Origin of the sequence: Leisingera methylohalidivorans DSM 14336, from assembly GCF_000511355.1 — a bacterium.
Taxonomy (GTDB): domain Bacteria; phylum Pseudomonadota; class Alphaproteobacteria; order Rhodobacterales; family Rhodobacteraceae; genus Leisingera; species Leisingera methylohalidivorans.
Genome location: NC_023135.1, coordinates 1,995,869 through 2,022,240 on the forward strand (window position 1 = coordinate 1,995,869; position 26,372 = coordinate 2,022,240).

Here is a 26,372-nt window from a genome sequence, read left to right on the forward strand (position 1 = left end):
TTTCGATCGTTCCCCCAAGGTGTAACTAAGCGCCCCGGCGTTCACAAGGCGCGAAGCGTTCAGGACGGTGCGTTCCGCAGCCGCTCACGGTGGCGTGACAGCCACAGCGCAGCAGTAACCAGCGGCATGTCCTGATAGACCTGCGCATCCACCCCCTGCATCAGTTCGTCATAACTGAGGATCCGGCTGCGGATATCCTCGCCCTCACCGGCGACACCGCCGCCGCCATTGATGTCAGAAAGGTCTGATATACCAATGAAAACATGGATGAATTCCGCCAGAGCGCCGCTGGAGGGATAGACCTGCGCCACCGGTTCAAGCCGCTGGACTGTGACGCCTGCCTCCTCCTGCGCTTCGCGGATCGCGGTTTCCCCGGGCGACTCGCCAGGGTCGATCACACCCGCGACCGGCTCCCACATCCAGGGGTGCGCTTCGCCCATGATGAAGGGCGGTGCGCGGAATTGCTCCACCAGCAGCACCTGATCGCGCAGCGGATCGTAGGGCAGCAGCACCGCCGCATGCCCGGCCATCGCGGCGGAACGCTCCATCACCGGGCTCATAGTGCCGTCGAAGCGGCGGAATTGCAGTTCCATCTCCTCCATTGCGAAGAAGTTCAGATAGGCGCGCTTGTGGCTGTGGACGATCACGTCCTTGGCAAGGTCATGCACCCCGTCACCGGGGCGGGCCTGTGCCTCCAGCCAGGCGGCAGCACGGCGGCGGACCGAGGGGAAGCAGCGGGCCACCTCTTCGGCGGTCATCCGGCCGTGATAGGACATCACCTCTTCGGCTGCACGCAGGGACAGCGCGCCCCATTTCCGCACCCAAGCTGCCAGATCCCAGGGCTCAGCCGTTTGCCACAGGCCAGTTTCAGGAAAGTAAACCTCCGCCGGGGCGGTGCTGCCGTCCTCCAGTTGCACGGAAACCGGTTTCAGCGCATAGCCAAAGCCGCCCTCGTAAAAATTGAGCGCATCCAGATCGGCAGGCGACAGATCCTGCACCAGAACGCCGTCAGCCGTTGCACCGTCGCGCGCCTCAATCGCCGGAAACGGCTGGCCGGCAACCTGATAGACGCCATGGCCGGACAGTTTGGCAGCCTGCGCCTTCAGCGCCGCGCCGCTGCGGCCCAGCACCAGTTCAAGCAAAGGGATATGGCGCAGCGTGCCAAAGAAAAAGAGATCAGCCACGGATTACAACCTGTTGTTAAAAAGAAGTTTCAGCGCCAGCGGCGGGAGGCGCTCTCGGCCGCGAGTCCAGCCAGAACCCCGCCCACAGCCAATGGCACCAGCACGGTTGGCACAGCGATAACAAAGAAATAATCCAATGCAATCACAAAGATCTGCGACAGCGCCTCAAACGGGCCGCCATAGCGGTGGCGCATGGCCAGGCGGAACATCTCCCACGCGCCTTGGATGAGCAGCGCCCACAGCACCATGACCGCCATGCCGGTCAGGCCATTGTTGATGGCGGGCACCAGGCCCCGGCCCGCGCGTTTGCCCATGAAGATCCAGCCGCTCAGCAGCCCCAGCGCGACATTCACATGCACGAAATAGCCGAAATCCGTACCTTCGGGCAACTGCGGCATAACCAGGAAGGACACAATAAACGCCACCAAAGCCAGGCAAAAGGCGGCGGTCAGTCGGGCTCCGGTGGGCATGTCTGGTTACAATCCGTGCGGCCAGTTCAATCAGCGATGAGCAACTGTAATCTGCGTCACGTCGCAATTGCCAGCCTTAAAGGCCGCAGCGCAGGATGTGAGGTAAAAGTTCCACATTTTGCGGAACCGGTCATCAAACCCCAGGCCCGCGATCTGATCCCAGCGGGCATTGAACGTGTCGTGCCAGCGCCGCAAGGTCTGGTCGTAACTGTCGCCGAATTCAATCGAGCGCACCACCCCCAGCCCTGCCCGTTCGACCTGGCCGCGCAGGACTTGCGGTGACGGCAGCATCCCGCCGGGGAAAATGTGTTTCTGGATGAAGTCGACGCCTTTGCGGTAGATCTCCCAGCGCCTGTCGGCGACGGTGATGATCTGCAGTGTGGCCTTGCCGCCGGGTTTCAGCCGGTCGTGGATGGTGCTGAAATAGGCGGGCCAGTATTTCTGACCCACCGCCTCGAACATCTCGATCGAAGCGATGCCGTCAAAGGTGCCGCGGCAATCGCGATAGTCTTGCAGGCGGAAATCGACATGATCGGAAAGTCCTGCCTTTTCCAGGCGTTGCCGGGCAAAGTTCAGCTGCTCTTTACTGATCGTCAGGCCCGTGACTTTCAGCCCCCGCTGACCGGCAGCATATTCGGCAAAACCGCCCCAGCCGCAGCCGATCTCCAGCACATGGTCGCCGGGCTGCACCCCCATCTGATCCACCATCGAGGCGTATTTTGCGGTCTGCGCCGCCTCAAGGCTGTCCTGGCCGCTGCAGAACAGAGCGCTGGAATAGGTCATCGTGTCATCCAGCCACAGGCCGTAGAAGTCATTGCCCAGGTCGTAGTGATAGGAGATGTTCTTTTGCGCCTGCTTGCGGTGATTGCGGTGCAGCCAGAAGCGGAAGCGTTCATAGGCGCGCGCCAGGCCCTGGCCGGGAAAGCCGTCATAGACGGTATTGGCGCCCATATGCACCAGATCCATGAAGGCCTGCAGGTCCGATGTGCTCCACCAGCCTTCCAGGTAAGCGTCGGCGAACCCAAGATCGCCTTCGCGGATCAGCCGGGCAAAACAGTCGGGATTGCGGATGTGCAAGTCGGCAGCGGGACCGGGATTGCGCCCGTTTGCGGAAAATATGCGCCCGTCCGGCAGGTGGATATCCAGCTGCCCGACTTCCATGGCCTTAACCTTGGCGAACACCGCAGCAAAGTAGCGCGGCAGATTCTCCTGGCCCTCAACGGACGTGTGCTTCATTCGCTTCCCCCTGTGAGTCACGGACTGGCTAGGGAAAAAGCTAGGCCACAGGGGGCCTTCGGGCAAGAGAACTATGCGTCACCGGTCTTCACGCGCCCCCTGATAGGCGGTGAGCGCGCGGTCGCGGCCCTCTTTCAGGCTGATCACCGGCTTCACGCGGGGGCTGGCTGGCGACAGGTCCCAGGACAAGGGAGCCGCATCGAAAAAATCCAAAGCGGATTGCGGAGGAGCGGCCTGGCCTTCGGCTATCCAGCGGTCGGTGTAAGCGCCTGAAGGGTCGAACTTTTCCAACTGGCCGCTGGGGTTGAAGACGCGGAAAAACGGTGAGGCATCGGGGCCGGAGCCAGCCACCCATTGCCAGCCCATGGCGTTTGAAGCCGGATCCCAGTCGACCAGCGTGTCCGCAAACCAGTCCATGCCGATCTTCCAATGCGTCATCAGATGTTTGGTGAGGAAACTTGCTGCGATCATACGGGCACGGTTGTGCATCTTGCCGGTCACATACAGCTCCCGCATGGCTGCGTCTATGAAACCGTACCCTGTCTGCCCGCGCTGCCAGGCCTGTACCTGCGGGGTAATCCGCTGCGACCAGGGGAAGGCTTGCCATTCGTCGCGCCAGCTGGCCGTCAGAATATGGGGCGAGTGATACATCAGATGATAAGCGAATTCACGCCAGGCGATCTCCTTCAGGAAATGTTCGGCGCCCTGGCTGCCGCGCTCCATCGCCGCACGGCCCAGGTGCCACATGCGGTGCGGGCTGATTTCCCCCCAGGCGAGATTTTCCGAAAGGCCGGAGGTGGCATCCTCGCCCGGATAGTCACGGCGCTCCTTGTAGGCGTCCACAGAGCCCGCAAGAAATTCGTCCAGGCGGTTTAACGCGGCTGCTTCGCCGACGCGGCAGTAGCGGGCCACGATATCCGCGCCGCGGCGCATGGCGGCGCCCATGTTCCAGGCGGAGAGGTCTTCGCTGACAGGCCAGTCTTCCGGTGCTGTCAGCGTGGCGGGTGCCCGCAGCAAGCTGCCGGCGCTGCGGCCCCGCACCGCCTTCCAGAACGGGGTGTAGACCTTGTACATACCGCCGGCCTTGGTCTCGACCGTCCAGGGCTCGAACAGCAACCGCCCGCCGTGGGAGTGGACCTTGATCCCCTGCGCCGTGAGCTGCTGTTTGATATCCGTGTCGCGGGCAATGGCCTGCGGATCATACAGGCGGGACCAGTGGACAGCCCCTGCCCCGGTGCCGCCGGCCAGCTGTTGCAGCACATCCAGCGCCTTGCCTCTGCGCAGGATCAGGCGGGAACCGGCCTTGGCCAGTTCCCTAACGAAATGCTCCAGCCCCAGTCCAAGGCGGAACTTGGGCGCAGCGCCCAGCCCCGCGTCCTGTTCGTCGAGGATGTAGACGGGCAGGACAGCGCCGTCCCCGGCCAAGGCGGCTGTCAGAGCCGGATTGTCGGACAGGCGAAGGTCCCGCCTGATCCACCAGATCGCCAGGGGACGGGTGCTCATAAACTGCTTCCTTCCTCTTATGTGTTTGACCTCAGCACCCGGTCCAGAGCCTCGATCAGCTTGGCCACTTCTGCCTCGGACGTGTAATGGGTAAAGCTCATACGCAGCACGCCTTCGCTTGGATCAACGCCCATGGCGGAAAGAGCGCGCACAGCGTAGAAATCGCCGCCGCCTGCCATGATGCCATATTCCGACAATGCCGCGGCAACCGGTTCCGCCGGACGGTTCAAGGCTATGGCAACAGTAGGCGCGCGGGTTTCTGCGGTTGAGGGGCCCAGCAGGCGGACATCGTTGCGGTCCTTTACCGCATCCAGCAGCGGCTGCAGCAGCGTTGCCTCATGCGCGCGCATCAGGTCGTGGACAAAGGCGCCGGTTTCGGCAGCGCTGCCTAAGTGGCCGTGATGGGCCGCCAATGCTTCGAAATAATCCGCCATGCCGGCCGAGGCCGCCACCTGGGCGTGGTCGGGGCCTGCCGGGGTGAACCGCTTATAAAGCGTGTCCGCGTTGAAGTAATGCGCCTGGTTCGGCAGCAGCGCGCCCAGCGCCTTGCGGATCACCATGATGCCCTGATGGGGCCCATAGGTCTTGTAGGCGGAGAACAGGTAGATATCGGCGCCCAGGTGATCCACATTCGGCAGCCCGTGCGGCGCATAAGAGACGCCGTCGACGCAGACAAAGGCACCCGCGGCATGAGCCATGGCCGAGATCTCGGCGACCGGGTTGATCTCGCCCACCACGTTGGAACAATGCGGGAAGCAGACCAGACGGACGTTTTCGTCCAGCAGGGTTTCCAGTTGCGCTATGTCCAGATGGCCGGTCTGCGGGTCGATCTGCCATTCGCGGATCTCGATCCCCTCCTCCGCCAGACGGCGCCAGGGGCCGGTGTTGGCCTCGTGATCCTGGTTGGTGACAATGATGGCTTCACCGGGTCTCATGAACCCGCGGAAGGCCTGAGCCAGCACATAAGTGTTCTGGGTGGTTGAGGGGCCAAAGCTCAGCTCCTCAGTTGCCACCCCCATCAGCGCGGCCAAGCGGGAGCGGGCCTCGTCCATCTCGGCGCCGCCCAGGCGGGAGGCCTCGTAAGGGGCATAGGGCTGCACCTTGCGCTGGGTATAGAACCGGGTCAGCCTGTCGATCACCTGACGGCACGTGTAGGAGCCGCCCGCGTTTTCAAAAAACGCCTGGTCCTGAAGCCCGGGTTCGGCAAAGGCCGGGAACTGTGCCCGGACAAAATCGATATCCAATGCGGTCATTGTTTTTCCCTCTCCTCAAATCGCGCGCCTGTCAGGTGATTTCGGTTCTTGGCAGATGTCCCGGCAAGGCTGCGCTCCGGCACAAGGATTGAGGGAACCCATGCCGCCCTGCAAGCTGGAATTTCCGAATAACACGCCGGGTGTGAACCCTGATTGCAGCGGACGCCCCGAACCGGACGCTGATGCCAGAAACTGACAGGAGCGCCTGTCATGCTGTCCCCAGGCAAACACGGAGGATTTGATATGGCCTATACCCCCAAGGATTTCCTGGTCTGGGGCGAGCTGCCCGTCAGCGATCTGGACGCAGCAGTGACGTTTTATTCCAAGGTGACCGGTGCAGCATTGAGCATCGACACCAGCGGCCCGAACCCGATTGCAATGTTCAAGCCCGCGGATCAGGAAACAGGCGTTGCCCTGCACCTTTATCCCGGCAAACCGGCAGGCGACGGCCGCGGCCCGACGCTGCACCTGACGGCTGCGGGCGCTTTGGAAGACGTGATGGAGCGGGTCACGGACGGCGGCGGAAAGGTGGTTTCGGAAACTATAGAGATCCCGCCTGGACGGTTCTTTTATGCCACCGATCCGGATGGCAACTCGCTTGGCTTCTTCAAGTACAACGCATGACAGGCAAAAGGCCCCGGGGTTTCCCGGGGCCTTTTTTGACGTCTGGCTGCTGGGCCGCCTTAGTTGCCGCGCTTTTCCCGGGCCAGGCCCATCAGCACTGAAACACACATCAGCACCAGAACGATGGCAAAGGGAAAGCCGGTGGCAATCGCCGCCGCTTGCAGCGCACCCAGACCGCCGCCGAGAAGCAGCACGATGGCAATCGCGCCCTCCAGAATGCACCAGAACACGCGCTGTGCGGTCGGCGCATCTGTCTTGCCGCCTGCTGTGATGGTGTCGATCACCAGCGAGCCGGAGTCCGAGGACGTGACGAAGAAGACCACCACCAGAATGATGCCGACAAAGGACAGGATACCGGTCAGCGGGTAGGTCTCGAACAGCTTGAACATCTTCAGTTCCAGCGCTGCGTCCTGCAGCGCCTGGCCGGTCTCGCCTGCCACCAGATCCAGCGCGGCGCCGCCAAAGACGCTCATCCACAGGGCGCCGACAACAGTCGGGATCAGCAGCACGCATATGACGAACTCGCGCACCGTGCGGCCGCGCGAGATGCGGGCAATGAACATGCCGACAAACGGCGACCAGGAGATCCACCAAGCCCAATAGAAGGTGGTCCAGCCCTGCAGGAAGCTGGTGTCTTCGCGGCCCACCCAATTGGACAGCTGCGGCAGATGCACAGCGTATTCCACCAGGCTGGTAAAGAAGCCGGTGAGGATCGCCACGGTCGGGCCGACGATCAGAACCAGCAGCAAAAGGGCTGCAGCCAGGATCATATTCGCCTCAGAGAGGCGTTTAACGCCCTTTTCCAGTCCCGCAACAACCGAGATCAGCGCAAACAGGGTGATGGCGGCGATCAGGAGCACCTTCATGCTGTCGGTGACGGGCACACCGAACAGATAGTTCAAGCCCGCCAGCGCCTGGGTTGCCCCCAGGCCCAGAGAGGTTGCAAGCCCGAAGATGGTGGCAAAGACCGCCAGCACGTCGATGATATGGCCCAGCACGCCCCAGGTCGCATTGCCGAACAGCGGGTAAAACACCGAGCGCATGGTCAGCGGCAAGCCGCGGTTGAAGGAAAAGAAGGCCAGCGCCAGCGCGACGACCGCATAAACCGCCCAGGGGTGCAGGCCCCAGTGGAAAATGGTTGCGGCCATCGCCAGCTTCCGCGCGCCGGCCTCATCGCCTGCAGCGGCCCCCAGCGGCGCCCAGTCGGTGCGCAGCCCATCCTCGCCGGCAGCAATGCCGCCCATTGCGGCGCCGTAATGCGAGATCGGCTCAGCCACCCCCCAGAACACCAGGCCAATACCCATACCGGCTGCAAACAGCATCGCAAACCAGCCGGCATAGGAAAAGTCCGGCCGCGCATCGTCGCCGCCCAGCCGGATCTTGCCATAGGGCGATACCACCAGGAACAGCGAGAACAGCACAAAGATGTTCGTCGAGATCATGAAGACCCAGTCGAACTTGCTGGTCAGCGCCGGGCGCAGCCAGCCAAAGAACGCCGCTGCCTGGTCCTTGAACACCAGGGAGAGGATCACGAAGGCGACGATGGTCAAGGCGGAAATGGCGAAGACTGGGTTGTGAACATCCAGGCCCATGACCTGGATGTTATCCTGGCCGATCTCATAGTCGGCCTCGGATTCGTTGGTTTCAGTCGTCATGACATGTTTCCCCGAATAGACAGTGGATTTATTTGCGGCCGGAATGCCACTGGACGGGTCTGTATGAAAGGCCCCGGGGTAAGGAAAAACAGCATTTTTGCAGCTTCATTGACAGCCGCACCCCGGGCTTCTGCGCATTTTCCGGCCCGAATGCCGCTTTACTGAGACCGAGCCGTCCGGATGCCGGATGCGGCGGCACGGCGGGCGGCTCCGCTGCGGCGGAGGAACACAACGGCGCACCCAAAAAAAGGGGCCGGTCGCGGCCGCCCCCCTTCCAGACTGCTTCGGAAACTGGCGTCAGCCGTTCACATCAACCACAACCCGGCCCTTGACCTGGCCCTTGAGGATATCTGCGCCCAGCTGCGGCAGATCGCTCAGCACGGCGGGCTGGACCATCGCTTCCAGCTTGTCCATCGGCAGATCCTTGGCGATGCGCTGCCAGGCCCGCAGACGGTTGCCGTAAGGCTGCATGACTGAATCGATGCCCAAGAGGTTCACCCCGCGCAGCAGGAAGGGGATGACGGTGGCGGGCAACCCGGCCCCGCCCGCCAGGCCGACAGCAGAGACCGAGGCACCGTATTTCATCTGCCCAAGCACGCGGGCCAGCATGGCGCCCCCGACCGCATCGACGCAGCCCGCCCAGCTTTCGCTTTCCAGCGGCCGTTTGGTGGTCTCGTTGATCTCTTCGCGCGCGACGATCTGCGCAGCGCCCAGAGATTTCAAATAGTCCTCAGTTTCCGGCCGGCCGGTCACGCCTGCAACCTCGTAGCCCAGGCTGGCAAGGATTGCAGTGGCCACCGAGCCGACACCGCCCGCGGCACCTGTCACCAGCACCGGGCCATGGCCAGGTTCCAGCCCGTGGTCCTCCAGCGCCATCACCGCCAGCATCGCAGTGAAGCCTGCGGTTCCCACCGCCATCGCCTGGCGGGTATCCAGCCCCTCGGGCAATGGCACCAGCCAGTCGGCGCGCACGTTGGCCTTTTGCGAATAGCCGCCCCAATGCGCCTCGCCCACCCGCCAGCCGGTCAGCACCACCTTGTCGCCAGGTTTGTAACGCTCGTCGGAGGACGTTTCGACCGTGCCGGCAAAATCTATCCCAGGCACATGCGGGTACTTGCGCACCAGCCCGCCGCCGGGACCGATGCACAGGCCGTCCTTATAGTTCACGGTGGAATAATCGACCGCGACGGTCACCTCGCCCTCAGGCAAATCTTCCAGGCTCAGCTGCTGGACCGCAGCAGAGGTTTTGCCGCTGTCCTCATCCTTGTTTACGACCAATGCATTGAACATTTCACATTCCCTTTCCCAGAGGTGTTTTTCCTCTTGCTAAAAATACCCCCGGCAGGCCGTGGCTTGCCGGGGCGGGGTCAGCGCCCCCCTTTCTTAGCGCCAGAACCTGTCTTGCACCGTTGCAGGCAGAATCCCTGCCCCGGTGTCGACCTCCATCACCGTTCCCGGCGCCCAATGGCTTTGGTCCACCATTCCAATCGCTGCATTCACCCCGAATTCGGGGGAGAAGATGGCCGATCCCACCTGCCCGACTTGGCGGCCATCTGCAAAAAGCGGCCAAGCGTCCAGGCAGGGCGGGATCTCTCCGCTGATCACCAGCGGGCGGATTTGCCGGGCGGGACCATTTGCAGCCTGTTCCGCCAGTGCGGCCTTGCCGATGTAGTCTTCGGGCGAATTGCAGAACTTGCCCAGCCCGCATTCATATGGGGTGTTCTCGCGGGTCATGTCGTTGCCGTAACTCAGCAGCCCGCTTTCGATGCGTTCGATGGTATTCGGGCAGCCCGCCCGCACGTGCATGTCCTCTCCGGCCTCGAACAATGCATCCCACAGCGGCATGCCCAGATCCGCCCCTTCTACATAAATCTCAAAGCCGCCCTGTTTGGACCAGCCTGAGCGCGCCACCACCAGTTCGACACCCTGGAACGCAAGACGCTTGTAGCGGAAGAAGCGGATCTCGCGCACCGCATCGCCAAACACCCGCGCCATCAGATCATCAGCCCTGGGGCCTTGGACAGCCAGCGGCGAGACGTCGGGTTCCACAATCTCGACGTCAAATCCCCTGGCAATGGCGATGCCCAGTGCGAACTGCAGCAGGTCGCCATCGGCCAGCGACAGCCAGTAGTGGTCCGCCGCCAGCTTTACCGCCACCGGATCATTCAGCATACCGCCGTTATGATCCACCGTCGGCACATAATAGCACTGATCGTCCGCCATCCGGTCCATGTCGCGCGGGCTGATCAGTTTCAGCAGCCGCAGCGCGTCCGGCCCTTTGATGCTGACCTGCCGTTCGCAGGACACATCCCAGACCTGCACATGCTCCTTGAGGTGCGCGCAGTCGTATTCAAGACTTTCAAACACTGTCGCCAGCAGCATGTGGTTGTAGACAGTATACCCCTTGACGCCTGCGGCCTCGACCCCTTTGGAAAAGGGCGTGCGCCGGATGCGGCGGGACGGAAAGATATTCGCCATGCTCAATTCTCCGTATGAGCGTTACACATTTCAATCTGCCAACGGCAGTGCCGGTCCAGGCCGCCCGCCGCCGGTTGCGCGCCAAGCGAGGCGACGCAGGGGCTGAGCACGTCTGAAGAGCAGTTCAGGAACAGCTCGTTCGCGACCGCCCGAACGGCGGACGTGGCCTTGGGATGCTGGCAGGTTTCCAATTTGTTATCCTCCGGCACTGACTGGGTAGGCGATCACCGCGATCTCCCCGGCGGCAAATGTCCCTCCCAGTGGCTTCAGGATCAGACGGCCGCCGCGGGAACCGCTGATGCGGGCGCTCAGATCCTTATAGCTGTGCAGGGTTGGCACCATAGCCGCCAGCATCATCGCGCCATCGTGATCGCACACCCGGCAAGGACCGGGCCAAAAGCCGCCATCGGCATGTCCATGCCCCTGCGCGGATCTACATTGCGCATGGCCCCGGCCATCGGACCGGGACGGCCGGTCAGTTCCAGCCCCATGCCGGCGTTCATGGAACAAACCCTCCACCGGACGCCGGAATGGCGGTAATGAACCCAAGCCGCAGAACGTTGCGCATGGATGATCCGATCATTGCATTCTCCCGACTCACACCTTGCATTTTAAATGTCAGACTTTTAAATGTCGGACAAATGATTTTTTGCCGGGGCACCTCCGGCGTAGTGCTGCGTCAGGGCCCGAGCATGAAGATTGACCCCAACAGTTCCGCCGATCTTTCGGTTCAGATCGCGCAGTCGATCAAGGATGCCATCATCTCGGGGGCGCTGATCGTGGATGAGCGGCTGCCGTCCGAAAGCGAGCTGTCGGAGCAGTTTCAGGTCTCCCGTTCCACCGTGCGCGAAGCATTGAAGCGATTGGCCGCGCAATCCTTGATCCGCACCCAGCGCGGCGCCTCCGGCGGGGCGTTTGTGAACCGCCTGAGCTTTGAGGACGCCTATTCGCAGCAGATCACCACCTCGACCCTGCTGCTGAGCATGAACGCGGTAAGTTTTGATACCGCTTGCGAGGCGCGTTACGCGCTGGAGCGTGCCTGTGCGCCGCTGTCGGCAGCGCGGCGCAGCGCCGATCACCTGGCCACCATGCGGACAGAGATCTTCCGCCAGGGCCAGCCGGGGCTGACCGATGTGGCGTTTTGCGCCTCCGATGTGGCGTTTCACCGGGCGCTGGTGGACGGGGCCGGCAATCCGGTGCTGTCCTACCAGCTGGCCGGCGCGGTTGAGGCAATGCAGCCCTTGATGAACATGATCACCTTCACCGCCCGCGACCGCGAGGTGATCACCGGCCTTCACACCCGCATTGCCGATGCCATTGAAGCAGGCAACGGCGGCGCTGCCACCGCGGGCCTGCAGGACCTGGAGAACGAAACGCGCAAGCTGGCGTCCGATGTCTTTGCGGCCCGGGCGCATAAATAGAGACGCTGCACTTGCTAACCGTGAACCGGGACAGCCGGGCCATGGTCAAACCCCGTTCGGCATTTTCACCTGGCATCCGGCTGCACGATACCTGTGCCTTCCAAGCGGCGCAAAACCACGGGCAAGTGATTGTTTTCTTGTACAATACCACGAACCTAGGGCTGGCGTGGCACCGCCGTTTCCCGGCGCGGAAAACGGCTAAAGTCCTGCGAGGGCTTTCAGCGGCCCGGCCGGCAGCAGAAGACCCGTTTTCAGCGCCGGAAAACTGACCGGAATCCTCGCAGAATTCCGGTTCCCCCCTTTGCAACCCGAAAGAAGCAGACTATATAGCCACTGTTCCCTTGTGGAACTATGGACATAAACGCGCTCGTAATAAGCGGATCGGACCCGGGGGCGGTACCCGGCGACTCCACCAAACATCCTTCATTTGGGGATCATGGGGTCGAAACAGGATCGACGGACGTCTAAAGGGGTTAGCTTTGTCTCGGCGGGGTGCCACCGTACCGGCCCAAACAGTACAATTGCAAATGACAATCGTGCTCCGGCAATGGCTCTGGCTGCGTAAGCAGTTCGAGTCGCCGAAACTAAGTCCTTGCGCCTAGCAGTGTAAGGCGGGGTTCGCAGGTACCTGGCAACAGAAACCTGCACTTTCCGCCCTGAGACTAAGTTGCTGTCACGTCAACCTGCCGGAATTTCCGTATTGGCGGTTCAACTCTGCTGGCGGCAGCGATATCACCGATGCTTGAACCAACGCCGGTCTGCGGCCTGCCCGTGCCTGCCGCAATCTGCCGGGAGAAGAACGCACTCAGGATTAAGATGTCCAAATCTATCAGCAAACCCGAATCTGCCCCTGTGTCCCCGCGCCGGACAGCGCCTGCTCACGGTCTAAAGCAGTATGCAGCGGATAGCACCCCGGCCATGGCAGCCCCTTTTGACCCCGCAAGCCCGGCTCACATGCCTTTGACCCGGCTGCTGCACTACTGGTTCGAAGAGGTGTGGCGCAAAGGGAATATGGACGCCGTTGCCGAGGTGATGACCCCAGACACGTTGATTTCCGGCGCGATCTCTGCCCTGGCAGAACCAGAATGCGACTATGGCGAAGTTGTCGCGGCGCTGCGCAACCTGCTGGGGCCGATGACTTTCACTTTTACCCACGCAATGGAAACCGCAGACTGGGTTTCCGTCCGGCTTTTGGTTCGCACCTGCAAGCCAAGCGATGGCACGCCCTTTCAGATCACCGGTCAGCTGATGGCCCGGGTGGAGGAGGGCAGGATCGCCGAACTGCACTCCAATATGGACTACTTCCAGATGTTTGAGAAACTGGGACAGCTGCCGCCCGAGGCCCTTGCGGTCTGCATGACAGGCGAACGGTTGAAGTGACGCGCATTGGCCGCCCCGTGCAACCTTGACAAGGCTGCCGCAAATGCGGTTTCTAAGAAGTATGGGGACAACCGCGAACGCCCCGTGAGGCGACAAGCCCAAGGTTCGCATGTTAACCTTGCTCGCGAGGAGACATGCCCATGGCTGCCCCGAATGAAATCACCCCCGCCCAGCTCTTGCGTCTGATCGGCACGCCCAATGCGCCGGTGCTGGTGGATATCTGCATTGACGAGGACTTTGCCGCGGATCCTTTTCTGATCCCCGGTTCCTTCCGCCATCCCCATCGGGATATAGATGGCCTCAAGGCCCGCCTCGACGGGCGGCGTTGCGTGGTGATTTGCCAGAAGGGCATCAAACTGTCGCAAGGCATGGCCGCCTGGCTGCGCAATGACGGGATTGAGGCGGAATACCTGCAGGGCGGCATGTTTGCTTGGCGAACCCTGGAAAATGCGCCGCGGATCCCGGCCAGCGCCCTGCCCGCCCCGGTGGGCGGCAGCACTCTGTGGGTGACCCGGCACCGCCCCAAGATCGACCGCATCGCCTGCCCCTGGCTGATCCGCCGCTTTGCGGATCCCAAGGCGCGTATTCTGTATGTCTCGCCATCCGAGGTTGCCGGCGTTGCTGACCGCTTTGGCGCCACGCCGTTTGATGTCGAGGACGTGTTTTGGTCGCACCGCGGGCCGCTTTGCACTTTTGACACCATGCTGGATGAATTCGGCCTGAGGACACCGGCGCTGGACAGGCTGTCCCTGGTTGTAAGAGGCGCCGACACCAACCGGCACGATCTGGCGCCCGAGGCAGCGGGGCTGCTGGCCCTCTCGGTCGGGCTGTCGCGCCAGTTCAAGGATGACCATCAGCAGCTCGAGGCAGGCATGACCCTATATGATGCGCTATACCGCTGGGCCCGTGACGGTCAGGGCGAAGGCCACGACTGGCCCGCGGACCGGACGGCATGAGCCCTCCCAGCTGGACGGAGATGTTCCGTGTCTTCGGGCGCATCGGGGTGCTGAGCTTTGGCGGCCCCGCGGCGCAGATTTCAGTGATGCACAAGGAGCTGGTTGAAGACCGCCCCTGGCTGAGCGAGGACAGCTTCCTGCGCGGCCTTTCCTTTTGCATGCTGCTGCCGGGGCCGGAGGCGATGCAGCTGGCGACCTATACCGGCTGGCGGATGCGCGGCACCGCCGGCGGGCTGCTGGCGGGGCTGCTGTTTGTGCTGCCGGGTGCAGCGGTGATTGCGGCGCTGGTCTGGCTCTATGCGCAATACGGCACCCTGCCCGCGGTGCAATCCGCATTTCTGGGGGTCAAGGCGGCGGTGGTTGTCATTATCCTGCAAGCGCTGCGGCGGCTGGCGGGCAAGGCCCTGAACCATCCGCTGGACTGGGCGCTGGCGGGGTTCGGCTTTGCCGCGCTGTTCCTGTTCAACCTGCCGTTTCCGCTGGTGGTGCTGGCCGCCGCCTGCATTGGCCTGCTGCGCAAAGACGGCAGCACCGGTGATCCCGCACACAGCGCGCCTGCCCGCAATGGCAGCACCCTGCGCACAATTGCAGTTTGGGGAGGGTTGTGGCTGCTGCCGCTGATTGCCCTGTCGCTGTCCGGAGCAGGTTTTCTGGCGGACATCGGCTGGTTCTTTTCCAAACTGGCCGTGGTGACCTTTGGCGGCGCCTATGCGGTGCTGGCCTATATCAGCCAGACCGTGGTCAGCCAATTCGGCTGGATCACCGCCGGGCAGATGATCGATGCCTTGGGCCTGGCCGAAACAACCCCTGGCCCGCTGATCCTGGTCACCCAGTTTGTCGCCATGCTGTCCGGATTGACGAAGGGCGGGTCCGGGCTGTTCCTGGCTGCAGGCGCGGTGGCGCTTTGGGCGACCTTCATGCCATGTTTTCTGTGGATCTTTGCCGCGGCGCCTTATGTGGAGCGTATCGCCGCGCATCCCCGGCTTGGCATGGCGCTGAAGGCGGTAACGGCCACGGTGGCGGGTGTCATTCTGAACCTGTCCGTGTGGTTCATGATGCATGTGACCTTTGCCGGAACGCAGGTGATTGAGGCCGGTATTCTGCACATGCCTGTTCCGGTCTGGAGCAGCATAAACAGCACAGCGGTTCTGCTGGTTCTGCTGGCGCCGCTTGCCGCCTGGGCGGTGCGCGGTAATATGCTGCTGCTGCTGGCGGTGATGGCAGCAGCCGGTCTGGCCATTGCGGAATTCCCGTTTGCAATCAGCTGACTGCCGATCCCCGCAAAGTGCCGTCAGCCGCAAGAAATTTTCGGTCCGTGAAAAGGCTGCCCTTTTGTTTCCGCCAGAATCTCCTATGCTGGGAACAAATGAACAAAGGGTGACTGCATGTCCCGTGAAATCGACTATGGCAACCTGATGCACTCTGCCATGCGCGGCCTGATCCGGACCGTGCTGCAGGATATCTCTGACAACGGCTTGCCCGGTAACCACCACTTTTTCATCACCTTCGATACGGCCCACCCGGATGTGGAACTGGCCGATTGGCTATCCGATCGGTATCCCGGTGAGATGACCGTGGTCATGCAGCATTGGTTCGACAATCTGACCGTGGATGAGGACGGCTTTGCGGTCACTCTGAACTTCGGTGACTCCCCGGAACCGCTCTATATCCCCTATGACGCAATCCGCACATTTGTGGACCCGTCGGTGGAATTCGGACTGCGGTTCGAGTCCGCCGATGAAGAGCCGGAAGGCTACTCCGCGGTGATGGATCCGGCTGAGGAACCGAACGACGCTGAGGAGCATGAGAACGACAAGAAAGACGCGGATGTCGTGTCACTGGACAGCTTCCGCAAATAGGCGGCACTGCCTCTTGACGCAGTAACAGGCAGCCCGGCCGGCTGCCGTTTTCATGTCCTGTTTATTCTTGTCCCGCTTGTTCCTGGCCTATTGCCTGGCCAGGAAGGTTTTCAGCCTCCGGCGCGGTTCGCCGTTCAACCGTGAAATGTAAACCAGATCCAGCCCGCCATCGGCCAGGGTCCTGTCATACTGCTGCATTTCGTAGTCGCCGTTCGGGTGAATAAACAGCGAAAAGACTGTCAGCGTATCGCCGGTCAGGCGCCCCCAGACGAAGGGTTCGCCCTCCATCGGGTTCAGCGGCACCGCATGACCGAACACATTGCGTGTCATCGCCGCAGAGTAGACACCTTCGCGTCCGCTTTGCTGAAATTCGATTTGATAGGTCTTGGTCTTTCTGCGGCCGTCATCCTTTTCGGTGGTCGAGGTCCATTCGATGATGAACCCTTTCTTCATCTCATTGATGGAGACGCTCATATCCCGGGGATCAGTGTCGCCATCCGCTTTGACGACGTCGACGCTGCCTGCATATTCGCCCGCAAACTGCGCAATACTGGCGGCAATCCCCTGCACGGCCGCGCACAGCAGCACGCAAACTGCCAAAGCAGGCACAGCCAGGGATTTCAATGACAGAACAGCACACAGACGCATTGGCACGGTCTCTTCCTTTCCGGATAACAAATCAACCGTCTCCCGCCCCATCCCGCTCACTGTGACTATAGCATGGATTGAGGCAATGGCGTGGACTGGATTGCCCCAAATCGACACTATACCTCACCTGCCTTTTGGCTATGCTGCGCGCAACTGGCCAATTGCGCCGCGGCACCGCGCAGGCTACACGGCATACAATCGCATACTCAACGGAGAGAAGACGGATGTCCGAAACCCGCACCGAAACCGACAGCTTTGGCCCGCTTGAGGTCCCCGCAGACAAGTATTGGGGTGCCCAGACCCAGCGTTCAATCATGAACTTTCCGATCGGCTGGGAAAAGCAGCCTGTCGCCATTGTGCGCGCGCTGGGGGTGATCAAGCAGGCCTGCGCCATGGCCAACAAGGAGTCGGGCAAGCTGGATGCAAGGATCGGTGATGCCGTGATCCAGGCCGCCAGCGAAGTGGTTGCCGGCAAGTTCGACGACAACTTCCCGCTGGTGGTCTGGCAGACCGGGTCCGGCACCCAGTCCAACATGAACTCCAACGAGGTGATCGCCAACCGCGCGATCGAGATCCTGGGCGGCGTCATCGGTTCCAAGGACCCGGTGCACCCGAACGATCACTGCAACATGGGCCAGTCCTCGAACGACACATTCCCCACCGCCATGCATATCGCCACTGCGATGAGCGTGCGCGACGTGCTGGTGCCCGGCCTGACCAAACTGGCCGAGGGGCTGGAGGCCAAAGCCGAGGCGTTCAAGGACATCATCAAAATCGGCCGCACCCATACCCAGGACGCCACCCCGCTGACACTGGGCCAGGAATTTGGCGGTTATGCGCATCAGATCCGTCAGGGTCTGGCGCGGGTCGAAGCGGCGATGCCCGGCATCTATGAACTGGCGCAGGGCGGTACCGCGGTTGGCACCGGGCTGAACACCCAGAAAGGCTGGGGCGAGAAAGTTGCCGCCAACATGGCAGAGATTACCGGCCTGCCCTTTGTCACCGCCCCCAACAAGTTCGAAGCACTGGCCGCCCATGACGCCATGGTGTTCCTGTCCGGAGCGCTCGCAACCATCGCGGGCAGCTGCTACAAGATCGCCAATGACATCCGCTTCCTCGGCTCCGGCCCGCGCTCCGGCCTGGGCGAGCTGATCCTGCCGGAGAACGAACCTGGCTCCTCGATCATGCCGGGCAAGGTGAACCCGACCCAGGCTGAGGCGCTGACCCAGGTGGCAGCGCATGTGATGGGCAATGACGCGGCGATCAAGTTTGCAGGCTCGCAGGGCCACTTCGAGCTGAACGTCTACAACCCGATGATGTCCTACAACCTGCTGCAGTCGATCCAGCTGCTGGGCGATGCGGCGGACAGCTTTACCGAGCGGATGCTGAACGGGATTCAGGCCAATGAGCCGCGCATCGACAAGCTGATGAAGGAGTCGCTGATGCTGGTGACGGCTTTGGCGCCGACCATCGGTTACGACAACGCCACCAAGGTCGCCAAGACCGCACACAAGAACGGCACCACGCTGAAGGAAGAAGCGATTGCGCTCGGGTTTGTGGATGCAGCCACCTTTGACGCGGTTGTGCGGCCGGAGCAGATGATCGGGCCCAAGGACTGATGGGTAAGCCGGTCAATCTGAACCGGTACCGGAAAGAAAAGGCGCGGGCCGGAGAAAAGGCCCGCGCTGACCAGAACGCTGCTGCCTTCGGACGGAGCAAGGCGGAAAAAGATCTGGACAAGGCACGCAATGCCCAAGAGATCAAACGCCTGGACGAGCACAAGCGCGACGAATGAATTCCCGCCCCAAGAAGCATTCCCTGACCTTACGCGGGCACCGCACCTCGGTGTCGCTGGAGGATGAATTCTGGGATGCTTTCCGCGAGATCGCCTCGGAAGACCAACGAGCAATCAACGACTTGGCGGCGGAGATTGATGAAATCCGAGGCGAGGACTGCGGGCTGGCATCCGCAATCCGCCTGTTTGTGCTGCGGCGGCTAAGGGCGCGTTAACCACGCACTGGCAAGCTGAAGGAATGTCTGTCCCGGTTCAGCTTTCACCCGGCGCTTGAATCCAGCAGATCTTTCAGTCGCAAGCGGCCGCACAGGGCAGTGTGGTCCGGCGTAAGAAGCGCGACATAGAACGTCTGTTAGGCTGTGAGCAGGTCCAGCTAGAATTACACCGGCGCGGCTTCCATGCAGTAGAAGCCGCAGGCCAGGTTGTGATTTCCTGCAACCGGGAACCGGTACACATGATTTCCTGAAGAAAATTGAAATTTTTTTGGTTACCGTTCCGTCAGATGGATACAGATACCGTTCTTTGACCGCACTGTCAGATGCGCCACCGGCACCGGAACCCTGCCCGCTACTGGTGTGATTCGGAACTGACGCAGGATCATCGACAGGATCAGCGGCCCTTCTACCATGGCAAACCCTGCCCCGGTGCAAACCCTTGCCCCGGCTGAAAACGGAATATAAGCCTCGCGCTGGCATTGCCTGCCGTTCTCCGTCCCCCAGCGCGCCGGATCGAACCTGTCCGGGTTCTCCCACAGCCGCTCATGCCGGTGCAAATGCCAGGGGCTCAGCACCATTTGCGCCCCCTTGGGCACATTGCGGTTGCGGAATTGTTCCGGGCATGCTGCCTGGCGCACCATCATCGGCACCGGAGGGTAGAGCCGCAGCGTTTCGCGAAAAACATCCCGGCTGATTTTCAGCTTCGAAACCGCGGCAAAGCTTTCATCTTCCAGCGCCTCGGCTTCAACTGCCACCTTCTCCTGCCATTCGGGATAAAGCGCCATCAAATACAGCGCCCAGGCCAGTGCCGAGGCGCTGGTTTCATGCCCCGCCAGAAAGAAGATGGCCACTTGATCCACCATCTCGGCAGAATCGAAGGTGCTGCCGGTTTCCGGGTCGCGGGTGGTCATGATCTTGGTCGCCAGGTCATCCGGCGCCGTGCCCGCGCGGATTGCATTCATACGTTCGCAGGTCAGCTGTGCAATCAGCCCCCGGATCATTTCAGCGTTCCGGCGGGTGCCGCGGCGGAAAAACCGCGGCATCCAGCGCGGCAATGGCACAAAGGCCGCCAGGTTCAACAGCGGCTGGCTGCGCTGGTAGTCCCGGAAGCGGCTGAAAACCTGCACTGCCACCTCATGCTCGATCGGGATCGAAAACAGCGTGCGGAAAATCACATCCGCCGCCGCATGGGACGTCTCCTCCTCGATCTCGACAGGTCCCTGCCGCCCTTTCAGCCGGGCCACTGCCGCATCCGCCGCCGCGCGCATCGCCGGAAACGTGTCCTTCAGCCGCCCGCCTTCAAAGGCCGGGTCGATGATCCGCCGCTGCCGCTTCCAGGCCTCGCCATTGGTCAGGAACACGGAATTGCCCAGCAGGGGCTTCAGCCCCTCCGCGATGCGGTCCGACTTGGGAAAATCATCCGGGCGCTCCTTCAGCAGGGTTTTCACCAGATCCGGCTGGTTGACCAGGAAAGAGCGGAAAAACGGTGTGCGGAACTCAGCCATCCAGGCACGGTACAGCCGCGCAGGCTGGGCCGAGAGTATGTCCTGACGGAACAGCTTCAAATAGCGCCAAAATGATACGCGGTCCGGACGCGCGGGCGGTTTCGGCGGCAGAATTTCTGTCATTCAGCGGCCACCGAGGTGAATTTCGAAACTGCCGTGTCGATACGGGACTGCGACGGTTTGCGGTCCTTATAACGCGCGGCAAGCGTCAGCGGGCCGGCGGTGATGCGGAAGTAGTCATAGTCGCCTGGCTGGTCGAAAGCGCAGAGATACTGGAAGTGCAGCCGGAAAAACCGCCAACGCAGCTGTTGCCAGCGTTCCGGGCTGAGGGTCTGGGTGAAGGCGGCGGAAAATACCAGCGGCCAGCGCTTGCCCGCTGCCGCGACACCGCTGACCGACACCGGGTCGCACAGCGCAAAGGCGCAGCCGTCACCGGGCGCAGTGACATCGACCCAGGCAAGCTCGTGCCGCTGGGACAGATACTGCAGATCAGCCCGCAAACGCTCCGCCCGCGGCAGAAATGACACCATCGGCACGACCTGCCCCAAGGTCAGAAACCCCAGTGCCGGGCTGTTAGCGGGCAGTCCCGCTCGGATCAGGTCCGCCAGTACGGACACGCCGACATGCGCGCCAGAGGAATGGCCCGCCACCAGCACCTCGTCCAGGTCCGGATCTTGCAAAGCGGTCGAAATCAGCGCCCGGAACTCGCCCATCCGGACATCCATTTCCGGTGCGATAGCACCGCGGGAGGCCGCGGAATGGGCATAATCGTGCATCAGGTAATAGGCAAAAAACTTTCCGTCCCGTTTCTTGAACCAGCGCAACAGCGCGTAGCCGGCACCAAAGCCCAAGGCCCAGCCAATGGCCGGCGCCACCGGACCGGAAAGGCCGGCAAGTGCGGCCGCCGCCCCCAAGACATACGCAACACCCCAGGCCAGCAACAGCGCCAGAACCGCCTGCAGCAGCAGCATCCCAACCGGGTAAAGCGCGGCAATCACCGGCCCCTTGCGCAGCCGCATCAGCCGCAGCAATGCGCCGGTGGAGATGTAGATCCAGGCGGTGCGCAGCAGTTGCCAGTAGGTTGCGGGGATCGTGGCCTCCATGCTGCCGCGCACGATGTCGGACCAGATCAGAACCTCGATATCGGCTTCGGTCTGCACACCGTCCATCCTGGACACCACGTGCCAGCCGAAGGGGCCTTTGGTCTGCTTGGGCGACAGGGTCAGGCTGTAGCCGGAAATCTCCGCCTGCGCTGTGCCTTCCTTGCGGTACAGCTCGCGGTAACGGCGCGGATGAATCGGATCATAGCCGGGTATGTAGAATACCCGCCGCTTGCGCACCCGCTGTTGACCGTGCTCCTGCTGTGTCACGCCCTGGCCTGCATCATTGTTCAGCCGCCAGACTAGCAGTGCATTCCGGCAAGAGTAAGGCCAGGAATGACAAAGAAAAAGGGGCCCGAAGGCCCCTGATGCTTCCGCTCTCAGCCCAGCGTTGCCAGTGCCGGGAATGTTTCCAGCAGCCACCATGAGAAAGTGGTGAACAGCCCGGTGACCAGCATTATGCCGACAACCAGCAGCAGCCCGCCCATCACCTTTTCAATCATCCCCATGTGCCGCTTCATCTTATTCATCAGCGTCATCGAGCGGTTGAGGAACATCGCCGCCAGCAGGAAGGGAATACCCAGACCTGCGGCATAAACGCCGAGCAGGATTGTGCCGCGGCTGACGGAAGCCTCAGAAGCGGCCAGCGACAGGATCGCGCCCAGCTGCGGCCCGATGCAGGGCGTCCAGCCAAAGGCAAATGCCAGCCCCAGGACATACGCGCCCAACGCGGAACCTCCGGATTCGCCCGCTTCCATCCGCGCCTCGCGGTCCAGCAGCGGAATGCGGAAAACAGACAGGAAGTGCAGGCCGAATATGATCACGACCACGCCTGAGACTTGCGCGAAAAGCTCCTGATTTTTCAGCACAAATGCGCCAAACGCCGAGGCGGTGAACCCGAGCAGCAGAAACACCGTGGACAGCCCCATGACAAAGAACAGCGCAGCAATGACCGCCTTGCGCCGGGCTGCTGAAGTGCCTTGCATTTCGCCGATGGTGACGCCGCTCATATAGGCCAGGTACGGCGGCACGATCGGCAGAACGCAGGGCGACAGAAAACTGATCACGCCGCCTAGCAGCGCTACCAGCATGGCAGGGAGCAGCCCTGCGTCAATGATCTCGATTCCAAACATGTCCCAACACTTATGCCAGCAATTGACCAACGTCACGGGGCGGGCTGGTCACATCCTTGTGGACAGGATGAAACATCCCGCTTATCTCCAGACCATGACCGAGATCAAAGAGACATTGGACGCCATCGGGCTGCTGTGCCCCCTGCCCGTCCTGAAGGCCCGCAAGCGGCTTAAATCGCTGCAGCCCGGCCATGTGCTGCAACTGCTGGCGGATGATCCGGCAGCGGTGATTGACGTACCGCATTTCTGCAATGAAGCGGGCCATGAGTTTGTCGGCCACAGCGAAGGCGCGGGCCACCAGATCTATTTGATCCGCAAAGGCGGCTAGGACCGTAAACTTTCAGGCCCCCAGGCTTGAATGCGGCGGTATTCGACCCGAAATCCAGCCCGGAAAACACGTGAGAGCAGGATCGTTTACTGCGCTGGTAAACGTTTCCCTGCAGTGCCAGCGGTGGCATAGCAATCGGTTTCATGTCCCCAAAAAGAAAGGCAGGCGCTTTGGCCTGCCTCTCCCTCTAGATTCTACTTCGCAATCAGCTGCCCACCGACCACCAGCCGCGGCGTTTCGGTTTGGCCGGCGCTTCAGGTTCCGGGTCAGCAGCAGCTACCGCCATCGCAGGTTCCTTCTTCTTCTCCTCTTTCGAAGGCGCCGGTTCCGGCTGTGCGGCCTCTTCTGCAGCAGGCTGTTCCGCCGACGCCTCGCCAGCTGCGTCCGGTGCTGTTTCTACAGGCTCTTCCGCCGGTGCAACGTCGGCTTCAGCAGCCGCCGGTTCTGCCGGCGTAGCGTCACCTTCAGCAGGGGCGAGCTCTGCAGGAGCGGCACCTTCGGCTTCAGCAACGCTGTCCGCGGCAGGTTCAGCATCCGCGGCAGCAGCGGCTGATGCGCTTTCTGCGGCGTCTTCAGCCGGCGCTTGCGCAACGGACTCCGCTGCAGGGGCGTTTTCTGCTTCAGCTTCAGCCGCGGCCGGAGCGTCCTGCGCAGCGGCTTCGGCAGTCTCCGCAGCGGCGGGTGTCTCTTCCGCGGTCTCTGCCTCGGCCGGTTTGGCCTTCGGCTTGCGCGACCGGGTACGGGTGCGGCTGCGGGAAGGTTTCTTTTCCTTCACCTCTTCAGCGGCAGCGCCTTCTCCTTCGGCGGCAGTTTCTGCAGGCTCAGCAGCTTCATCCTGCTGCTGCAGCTCATCAGAGGCCTCATCGCCGTTATCGTCAGCCTGGCCTTGCTCGCCATTGCCTGATTTCCGGCGGCGGCGGCGGCGGCGCTTGCGCTTGGGCTTATCGTCCTGCGCAGCATCGTCGGCGGTGCTTGCGGCCTCCTCCACGGCTGCCGGCGCTTCTTCCTCATCCTGGCTGGCTTCTTCGGCGTCCACCTGGTCCATGATCGAGGTGTCAACCGATACCACCGGAGCAGTTGCCACAGGCACCACCCGCGAAGCGGTTTTGAATTTCTCCAGCACAAAATCCGGGCTGACCAGATGCGGGTCGCCCTCGATCCGCACAGACAGGCCGTAACGCGCCTCGATCTGGGCAATATGCTCGCGTTTCTGGTTCATCAGGAAGTTGGCGATGGAAACCGGGCAGCGCACCAGCACTTCGCGGGAGCGGCGGCGGGTGCCCTCTTCCTCGATCTGGCGCAGGATCGACAGCGCCATCGAGTCGTCCGAGCGGATCAGACCGGTGCCGTGGCAATGCGGGCACGGCGCGGTGGTCGCTTCGATCATCCCGGGGCGCAGGCGCTGACGCGACATTTCCATCAGACCGAAACCCGAGATCCGGCCCACTTGAATGCGCGCACGGTCGGTCTTCAGCTTGTCCTTCATGCGCTTTTCGACGGCGGCGTTGTTCTTGCGCTCGTCCATGTCGATGAAATCGATCACGATCAGACCGGCGAGGTCGCGCAGACGCAGCTGACGGGCAACTTCTTCAGCCGCCTCCAGGTTGGTGTTGAGCGCAGTTTCCTCAATCGAGCCCTGTTTGGTGGCCCGGCCGGAGTTCACGTCGATCGCCACCAGCGCCTCGGTCACGCCGATTACGATGTAGCCGCCGGATTTCAGCTGCACGGTCGGGTTGAACATCCCGGCCAGGTAGCTTTCCACCTGGAAACGGGCAAACAGCGGCAGCCCTTCCTGGTAGTTTTTCACGTTCTTGGCATGGGACGGCATGATCATTTTCATGAAGTCCTTGGCGATGCGGTAGCCGCGCTCGCCCTCGACCAGAACCTCGTCAATCTCGCGGCTGTAAAGGTCGCGGATCGAACGTTTGATCAGGTCGCCTTCTTCGTAGATCTTGGCCGGCGCGATGGACTTCAGCGTCAGTTCGCGGATCTGTTCCCACATCCGCTGCAGGTATTCATAGTCGCGCTTGATCTCGGATTTGGTGCGTTTGGCGCCGGCGGTGCGCACGATCAGGCCCGCACCGGTCGGCACGTCCAGTTCGGTCGCGATATCTTTCAGCTTTTTACGGTCGGCAGCGTTGGTGATCTTGCGGGAGATCCCGCCGCCGCGGGCGGTGTTGGGCATCAGCACGCAGTAACGGCCGGCAAGCGACAGATAGGTGGTCAGCGCAGCGCCCTTGTTGCCGCGTTCTTCCTTGACGACCTGCACCAGCAGGACCTGGCGGACTTTGATGACTTCCTGGATTTTATAACGGCGCGGGCGCGGCTTGCGCGGCGGACGGATGTCTTCGCTGTCGTCCTCATCCGCGACGGATTCGATGCTGTCATCTTTGGAGGTCGCGTCGGCACGGCCGGTTTCGCCAGCGTCTTCGTCGCTCTCATCGCCGTCCGCGCTATCGGCCTTGGCTGCAGCGGCTTCTGCATCATCCTCAGCGGTTTCCAAAGCTGGTTCAGCCTCGGCTGCCGCTTCTGCAGGGGCTTCCTCGCCAGCAGTCTCAGCGGTGTCGGCGGACACTTCGGCTTCGGCTGCTTCGGGAGCAGAGGCATCGCTGTCTTCCGGCTCTTCAACCGGTGTTTCCGCGACATGGTCCACCGGCGACGACCCTTCCGGCACTTCTGCCAGATCATCCGCAACCTCAGCGCTGTCGCTCAGATCAATGGTCTCCATTCCGGCGATTTCGGCGGTCTTCTCCTCAGAGGCCTCAACCTCCTTGGTTTCCACCGCATCATCAGAAGAGGTCTTGGCAGCCTTAGCCGCGGATTTGGAACGGCGCGACCGCTTGGGCTTGGCCGGCTTTTCGTCTTCCTCGTCGTCGCGGGCGCGCATCGCCTCTGCATAGGCACGCTCTTCCTCCATCAGCGCCTCACGGTCGGCGACGGGGATCTGGTAATAATCCGGATGGATTTCGGAGAACGCCAGGAATCCATGACGGTTGCCGCCATAGTCCACAAAAGCCGCCTGCAGCGACGGCTCGACCCGGGTTACTTTTGCGAGGTAAATGTTGCCAGCAAGCTGGCGTTTGTTTTCGGATTCAAAGTCGAATTCCTCAACCTTGTTTCCATCCACAACCACAACACGGGTCTCTTCCGCGTGGGTGGCGTCGATAAGCATCTTCTTTGCCATGGGTCCTTGGTGCACCTGCCCTGTGCGTCCGCAAACCGCCTGGTTCCAGGCGGCCGCGCACGTTTCGGGTGGTGTCTTGTCAGGGCGATCTGGGACGGCGCGGTGCAGCAGGTGGTCCCGGGATCAATGCCCGGCCTTCCTGCCTCAGTGCTTTTCGCTCTCGCGCGCGTCATCGCGGTTCTTCTCCGGCAGGCGGGCGCCGCCCGTCCCTGCCACATTATCCCTGTACCGGCTGCAATTCCGGTTCGGGCGCTAAACTGCCCCCTAAAGCTTAAGGGGCCAATCGGTCTGGCTGCAGTTTTCTCGGATCGTGCCGGACAAAAGCTGGAGCCAGCGAAACTCATCAGAACGGGGGAAGCCATTTGCCGGTTTCCGGCCCGTTGTGTCAGCATAAGGCCTGTGGATAGGTAATGACAATGGTCATTCGTCACCACAGGACCTGAAA

The 26,372-nt window shown here is 62.0% G+C and carries 25 protein-coding genes and 1 other RNA gene; 11 read left to right on the forward strand and 15 right to left on the reverse strand.

The features are described 5' to 3' along the window. Positions 1-59: 59 nt before the first annotated feature. The 5 genes from METH_RS09880 to METH_RS09900 form a co-directional block, all read right to left on the reverse strand. Positions 60-1,184 (reverse strand): NUDIX domain-containing protein, encoded by a 1,125-nt coding sequence (locus METH_RS09880; protein ID WP_024090321.1) that lies wholly within the window; start codon positions 1,182-1,184, stop codon positions 60-62. Between the two features lie 29 nt (positions 1,185-1,213). Then, positions 1,214-1,654, reverse strand: coding sequence for a TrgA family protein (locus tag METH_RS09885; protein ID WP_024090322.1), 441 nt, complete (start codon positions 1,652-1,654; stop codon positions 1,214-1,216). A gap of 30 nt (positions 1,655-1,684) precedes the next feature. Further along, positions 1,685-2,890, reverse strand: coding sequence for an SAM-dependent methyltransferase (locus tag METH_RS09890; protein WP_024090323.1), 1,206 nt, complete (start codon positions 2,888-2,890; stop codon positions 1,685-1,687). A gap of 78 nt (positions 2,891-2,968) precedes the next feature. Continuing rightward, on the reverse strand, positions 2,969-4,393 hold the full coding sequence (locus METH_RS09895; protein WP_024090324.1) for a cryptochrome/photolyase family protein: 1,425 nt from the start codon (positions 4,391-4,393) through the stop codon (positions 2,969-2,971). Positions 4,394-4,410: 17 nt separating this feature from the next. Next, on the reverse strand, positions 4,411-5,646 hold the full coding sequence (locus tag METH_RS09900; RefSeq protein WP_024090325.1) for an aminotransferase class V-fold PLP-dependent enzyme: 1,236 nt from the start codon (positions 5,644-5,646) through the stop codon (positions 4,411-4,413). Between the two features lie 243 nt (positions 5,647-5,889). Here METH_RS09900 and METH_RS09905 point away from each other — a divergent pair, with 243 nt between their 5' ends. After that, positions 5,890-6,270 (forward strand): VOC family protein, encoded by a 381-nt coding sequence (locus tag METH_RS09905; protein WP_024090326.1) that lies wholly within the window; start codon positions 5,890-5,892, stop codon positions 6,268-6,270. Between the two features lie 59 nt (positions 6,271-6,329). On the opposite strand, the gene METH_RS09910 is transcribed toward METH_RS09905, so the two are convergent. From METH_RS09910 to METH_RS23905, 5 genes are all read right to left on the reverse strand, one after another. Continuing rightward, entirely contained in the window at positions 6,330-7,925 is a 1,596-nt protein-coding gene (locus METH_RS09910; protein WP_024090327.1) for a BCCT family transporter, read from the reverse strand. Positions 7,926-8,222: 297 nt separating this feature from the next. Continuing rightward, positions 8,223-9,215 (reverse strand): acryloyl-CoA reductase, encoded by a 993-nt coding sequence (gene acuI, locus METH_RS09915; protein ID WP_024090328.1) that lies wholly within the window; start codon positions 9,213-9,215, stop codon positions 8,223-8,225. A gap of 93 nt (positions 9,216-9,308) precedes the next feature. Continuing rightward, on the reverse strand, positions 9,309-10,403 hold the full coding sequence (locus tag METH_RS09920; protein WP_024090329.1) for a dimethylsulfoniopropionate demethylase: 1,095 nt from the start codon (positions 10,401-10,403) through the stop codon (positions 9,309-9,311). 195 nt (positions 10,404-10,598) lie between these two features. After that, positions 10,599-10,781, reverse strand: a complete 183-nt coding sequence (locus METH_RS23900; RefSeq protein ID WP_156927475.1) for a hypothetical protein — start codon at positions 10,779-10,781, stop codon at positions 10,599-10,601. Continuing rightward, positions 10,757-10,906 (reverse strand): hypothetical protein, encoded by a 150-nt coding sequence (locus METH_RS23905; RefSeq protein WP_024090331.1) that lies wholly within the window; start codon positions 10,904-10,906, stop codon positions 10,757-10,759. Before METH_RS23905 ends, METH_RS23900 begins: the two co-directional genes overlap by 25 nt. A 189-nt stretch (positions 10,907-11,095) precedes the next feature. Between METH_RS23905 and METH_RS09935 the strand changes: the two genes are divergently transcribed. From METH_RS09935 to METH_RS09955, 6 genes are all read left to right on the forward strand, one after another. Then, complete coding sequence (locus tag METH_RS09935) at positions 11,096-11,824, forward strand: FadR/GntR family transcriptional regulator (protein ID WP_024090332.1); 729 nt, start codon at positions 11,096-11,098, stop codon at positions 11,822-11,824. 296 nt (positions 11,825-12,120) lie between these two features. Further along, positions 12,121-12,473, forward strand: a transfer-messenger RNA (tmRNA) gene (gene ssrA, locus METH_RS23105). Positions 12,474-12,778: 305 nt separating this feature from the next. Next, positions 12,779-13,204, forward strand: a complete 426-nt coding sequence (locus METH_RS09940; RefSeq protein ID WP_024090333.1) for a nuclear transport factor 2 family protein — start codon at positions 12,779-12,781, stop codon at positions 13,202-13,204. Between the two features lie 140 nt (positions 13,205-13,344). Continuing rightward, positions 13,345-14,160, forward strand: a complete 816-nt coding sequence (locus METH_RS09945; RefSeq protein ID WP_024090334.1) for a chromate resistance protein ChrB domain-containing protein — start codon at positions 13,345-13,347, stop codon at positions 14,158-14,160. Continuing rightward, entirely contained in the window at positions 14,157-15,428 is a 1,272-nt protein-coding gene (gene chrA / locus METH_RS09950) for a chromate efflux transporter (protein WP_024090335.1), read from the forward strand. Before METH_RS09945 ends, chrA begins: the two co-directional genes overlap by 4 nt. Before the next feature lie 117 nt (positions 15,429-15,545). Then, positions 15,546-16,019 (forward strand): SspB family protein, encoded by a 474-nt coding sequence (locus METH_RS09955; RefSeq protein WP_024090336.1) that lies wholly within the window; start codon positions 15,546-15,548, stop codon positions 16,017-16,019. A gap of 87 nt (positions 16,020-16,106) precedes the next feature. Here METH_RS09955 and METH_RS09960 read toward each other — a convergent pair whose 3' ends face one another. Then, complete coding sequence (locus METH_RS09960) at positions 16,107-16,667, reverse strand: hypothetical protein (RefSeq protein ID WP_024090337.1); 561 nt, start codon at positions 16,665-16,667, stop codon at positions 16,107-16,109. A 224-nt stretch (positions 16,668-16,891) separates the two neighbouring features. On the opposite strand from METH_RS09960, the gene fumC reads away from it, so the two are divergent. Genes fumC through METH_RS09975 form a run of 3 tightly spaced genes read left to right on the forward strand, consistent with a single transcriptional unit; the run spans position 16,892 to position 18,677 of the window. Further along, positions 16,892-18,286 (forward strand): class II fumarate hydratase, encoded by a 1,395-nt coding sequence (gene fumC / locus METH_RS09965; RefSeq protein WP_024090338.1) that lies wholly within the window; start codon positions 16,892-16,894, stop codon positions 18,284-18,286. Beyond that, the gene (locus tag METH_RS09970; RefSeq protein WP_024090339.1) at positions 18,286-18,462 is read left to right on the forward strand and encodes a DUF4169 family protein; all 177 of its coding nucleotides are present in this window, start codon (positions 18,286-18,288) and stop codon (positions 18,460-18,462) included. Before fumC ends, METH_RS09970 begins: the two co-directional genes overlap by 1 nt. After that, a complete protein-coding gene (locus tag METH_RS09975; RefSeq protein ID WP_024090340.1) occupies positions 18,459-18,677 on the forward strand; it encodes a ribbon-helix-helix domain-containing protein in 219 nt (72 codons plus the stop codon). Before METH_RS09970 ends, METH_RS09975 begins: the two co-directional genes overlap by 4 nt. 272 nt (positions 18,678-18,949) lie before the next feature. Here the strand turns inward: METH_RS09975 and METH_RS09980 are convergent, their stop codons facing one another. The 3 genes from METH_RS09980 to METH_RS09990 form a co-directional block, all read right to left on the reverse strand. Beyond that, the gene (locus tag METH_RS09980) at positions 18,950-20,305 is read right to left on the reverse strand and encodes a cytochrome P450 (protein ID WP_044008384.1); all 1,356 of its coding nucleotides are present in this window, start codon (positions 20,303-20,305) and stop codon (positions 18,950-18,952) included. After that, positions 20,302-21,552 carry a hypothetical protein gene (locus METH_RS09985; RefSeq protein ID WP_024090342.1) on the reverse strand — a complete coding sequence of 417 codons (1,251 nt, stop codon included), beginning with the start codon at positions 21,550-21,552 and terminating at the stop codon, positions 20,302-20,304. Before METH_RS09985 ends, METH_RS09980 begins: the two co-directional genes overlap by 4 nt. A 110-nt stretch (positions 21,553-21,662) precedes the next feature. After that, positions 21,663-22,415 carry a cytochrome c biogenesis CcdA family protein gene (locus METH_RS09990; protein WP_024090343.1) on the reverse strand — a complete coding sequence of 251 codons (753 nt, stop codon included), beginning with the start codon at positions 22,413-22,415 and terminating at the stop codon, positions 21,663-21,665. 94 nt (positions 22,416-22,509) lie between these two features. On the opposite strand from METH_RS09990, the gene METH_RS09995 reads away from it, so the two are divergent. Next, the gene (locus METH_RS09995) at positions 22,510-22,743 is read left to right on the forward strand and encodes a sulfurtransferase TusA family protein (protein WP_024090344.1); all 234 of its coding nucleotides are present in this window, start codon (positions 22,510-22,512) and stop codon (positions 22,741-22,743) included. 205 nt (positions 22,744-22,948) lie between these two features. Here the strand turns inward: METH_RS09995 and METH_RS10000 are convergent, their stop codons facing one another. Then, the gene (locus METH_RS10000) at positions 22,949-25,927 is read right to left on the reverse strand and encodes an Rne/Rng family ribonuclease (RefSeq protein WP_024090345.1); all 2,979 of its coding nucleotides are present in this window, start codon (positions 25,925-25,927) and stop codon (positions 22,949-22,951) included. Positions 25,928-26,372 lie beyond the last annotated feature (445 nt).

Excerpts from the sequence above, each read along its gene's own strand:
- METH_RS09900 (WP_024090325.1), bottom strand. The coding sequence starts at position 5,646 with ATGACCGCATTGGATATCGATTTTGTCCGGGCACAGTTCCCGGCCTTT.
- METH_RS09975 (WP_024090340.1), top strand. The coding sequence starts at position 18,459 with ATGAATTCCCGCCCCAAGAAGCATTCCCTGACCTTACGCGGGCACCGC.
- METH_RS09960 (WP_024090337.1), bottom strand. The coding sequence starts at position 16,667 with ATGCGTCTGTGTGCTGTTCTGTCATTGAAATCCCTGGCTGTGCCTGCT.
- acuI (WP_024090328.1), bottom strand. The coding sequence starts at position 9,215 with ATGTTCAATGCATTGGTCGTAAACAAGGATGAGGACAGCGGCAAAACC.
- METH_RS09895 (WP_024090324.1), bottom strand. The coding sequence starts at position 4,393 with ATGAGCACCCGTCCCCTGGCGATCTGGTGGATCAGGCGGGACCTTCGC.
- METH_RS09885 (WP_024090322.1), bottom strand. The coding sequence starts at position 1,654 with ATGCCCACCGGAGCCCGACTGACCGCCGCCTTTTGCCTGGCTTTGGTG.
- METH_RS10000 (WP_024090345.1), bottom strand. The coding sequence starts at position 25,927 with ATGGCAAAGAAGATGCTTATCGACGCCACCCACGCGGAAGAGACCCGT.
- METH_RS09945 (WP_024090334.1), top strand. The coding sequence starts at position 13,345 with ATGGCTGCCCCGAATGAAATCACCCCCGCCCAGCTCTTGCGTCTGATC.
- chrA (WP_024090335.1), top strand. The coding sequence starts at position 14,157 with ATGAGCCCTCCCAGCTGGACGGAGATGTTCCGTGTCTTCGGGCGCATC.
- METH_RS09990 (WP_024090343.1), bottom strand. The coding sequence starts at position 22,415 with ATGTTTGGAATCGAGATCATTGACGCAGGGCTGCTCCCTGCCATGCTG.
- METH_RS09970 (WP_024090339.1), top strand. The coding sequence starts at position 18,286 with ATGGGTAAGCCGGTCAATCTGAACCGGTACCGGAAAGAAAAGGCGCGG.
- METH_RS23905 (WP_024090331.1), bottom strand. The coding sequence starts at position 10,906 with ATGAACGCCGGCATGGGGCTGGAACTGACCGGCCGTCCCGGTCCGATG.
- METH_RS09995 (WP_024090344.1), top strand. The coding sequence starts at position 22,510 with ATGACCGAGATCAAAGAGACATTGGACGCCATCGGGCTGCTGTGCCCC.
- METH_RS09940 (WP_024090333.1), top strand. The coding sequence starts at position 12,779 with ATGCCTTTGACCCGGCTGCTGCACTACTGGTTCGAAGAGGTGTGGCGC.
- METH_RS09955 (WP_024090336.1), top strand. The coding sequence starts at position 15,546 with ATGTCCCGTGAAATCGACTATGGCAACCTGATGCACTCTGCCATGCGC.
- METH_RS09980 (WP_044008384.1), bottom strand. The coding sequence starts at position 20,305 with ATGACAGAAATTCTGCCGCCGAAACCGCCCGCGCGTCCGGACCGCGTA.
- METH_RS09920 (WP_024090329.1), bottom strand. The coding sequence starts at position 10,403 with ATGGCGAATATCTTTCCGTCCCGCCGCATCCGGCGCACGCCCTTTTCC.
- METH_RS09935 (WP_024090332.1), top strand. The coding sequence starts at position 11,096 with ATGAAGATTGACCCCAACAGTTCCGCCGATCTTTCGGTTCAGATCGCG.
- METH_RS09890 (WP_024090323.1), bottom strand. The coding sequence starts at position 2,890 with ATGAAGCACACGTCCGTTGAGGGCCAGGAGAATCTGCCGCGCTACTTT.
- fumC (WP_024090338.1), top strand. The coding sequence starts at position 16,892 with ATGTCCGAAACCCGCACCGAAACCGACAGCTTTGGCCCGCTTGAGGTC.
- METH_RS09910 (WP_024090327.1), bottom strand. The coding sequence starts at position 7,925 with ATGACGACTGAAACCAACGAATCCGAGGCCGACTATGAGATCGGCCAG.
- METH_RS09905 (WP_024090326.1), top strand. The coding sequence starts at position 5,890 with ATGGCCTATACCCCCAAGGATTTCCTGGTCTGGGGCGAGCTGCCCGTC.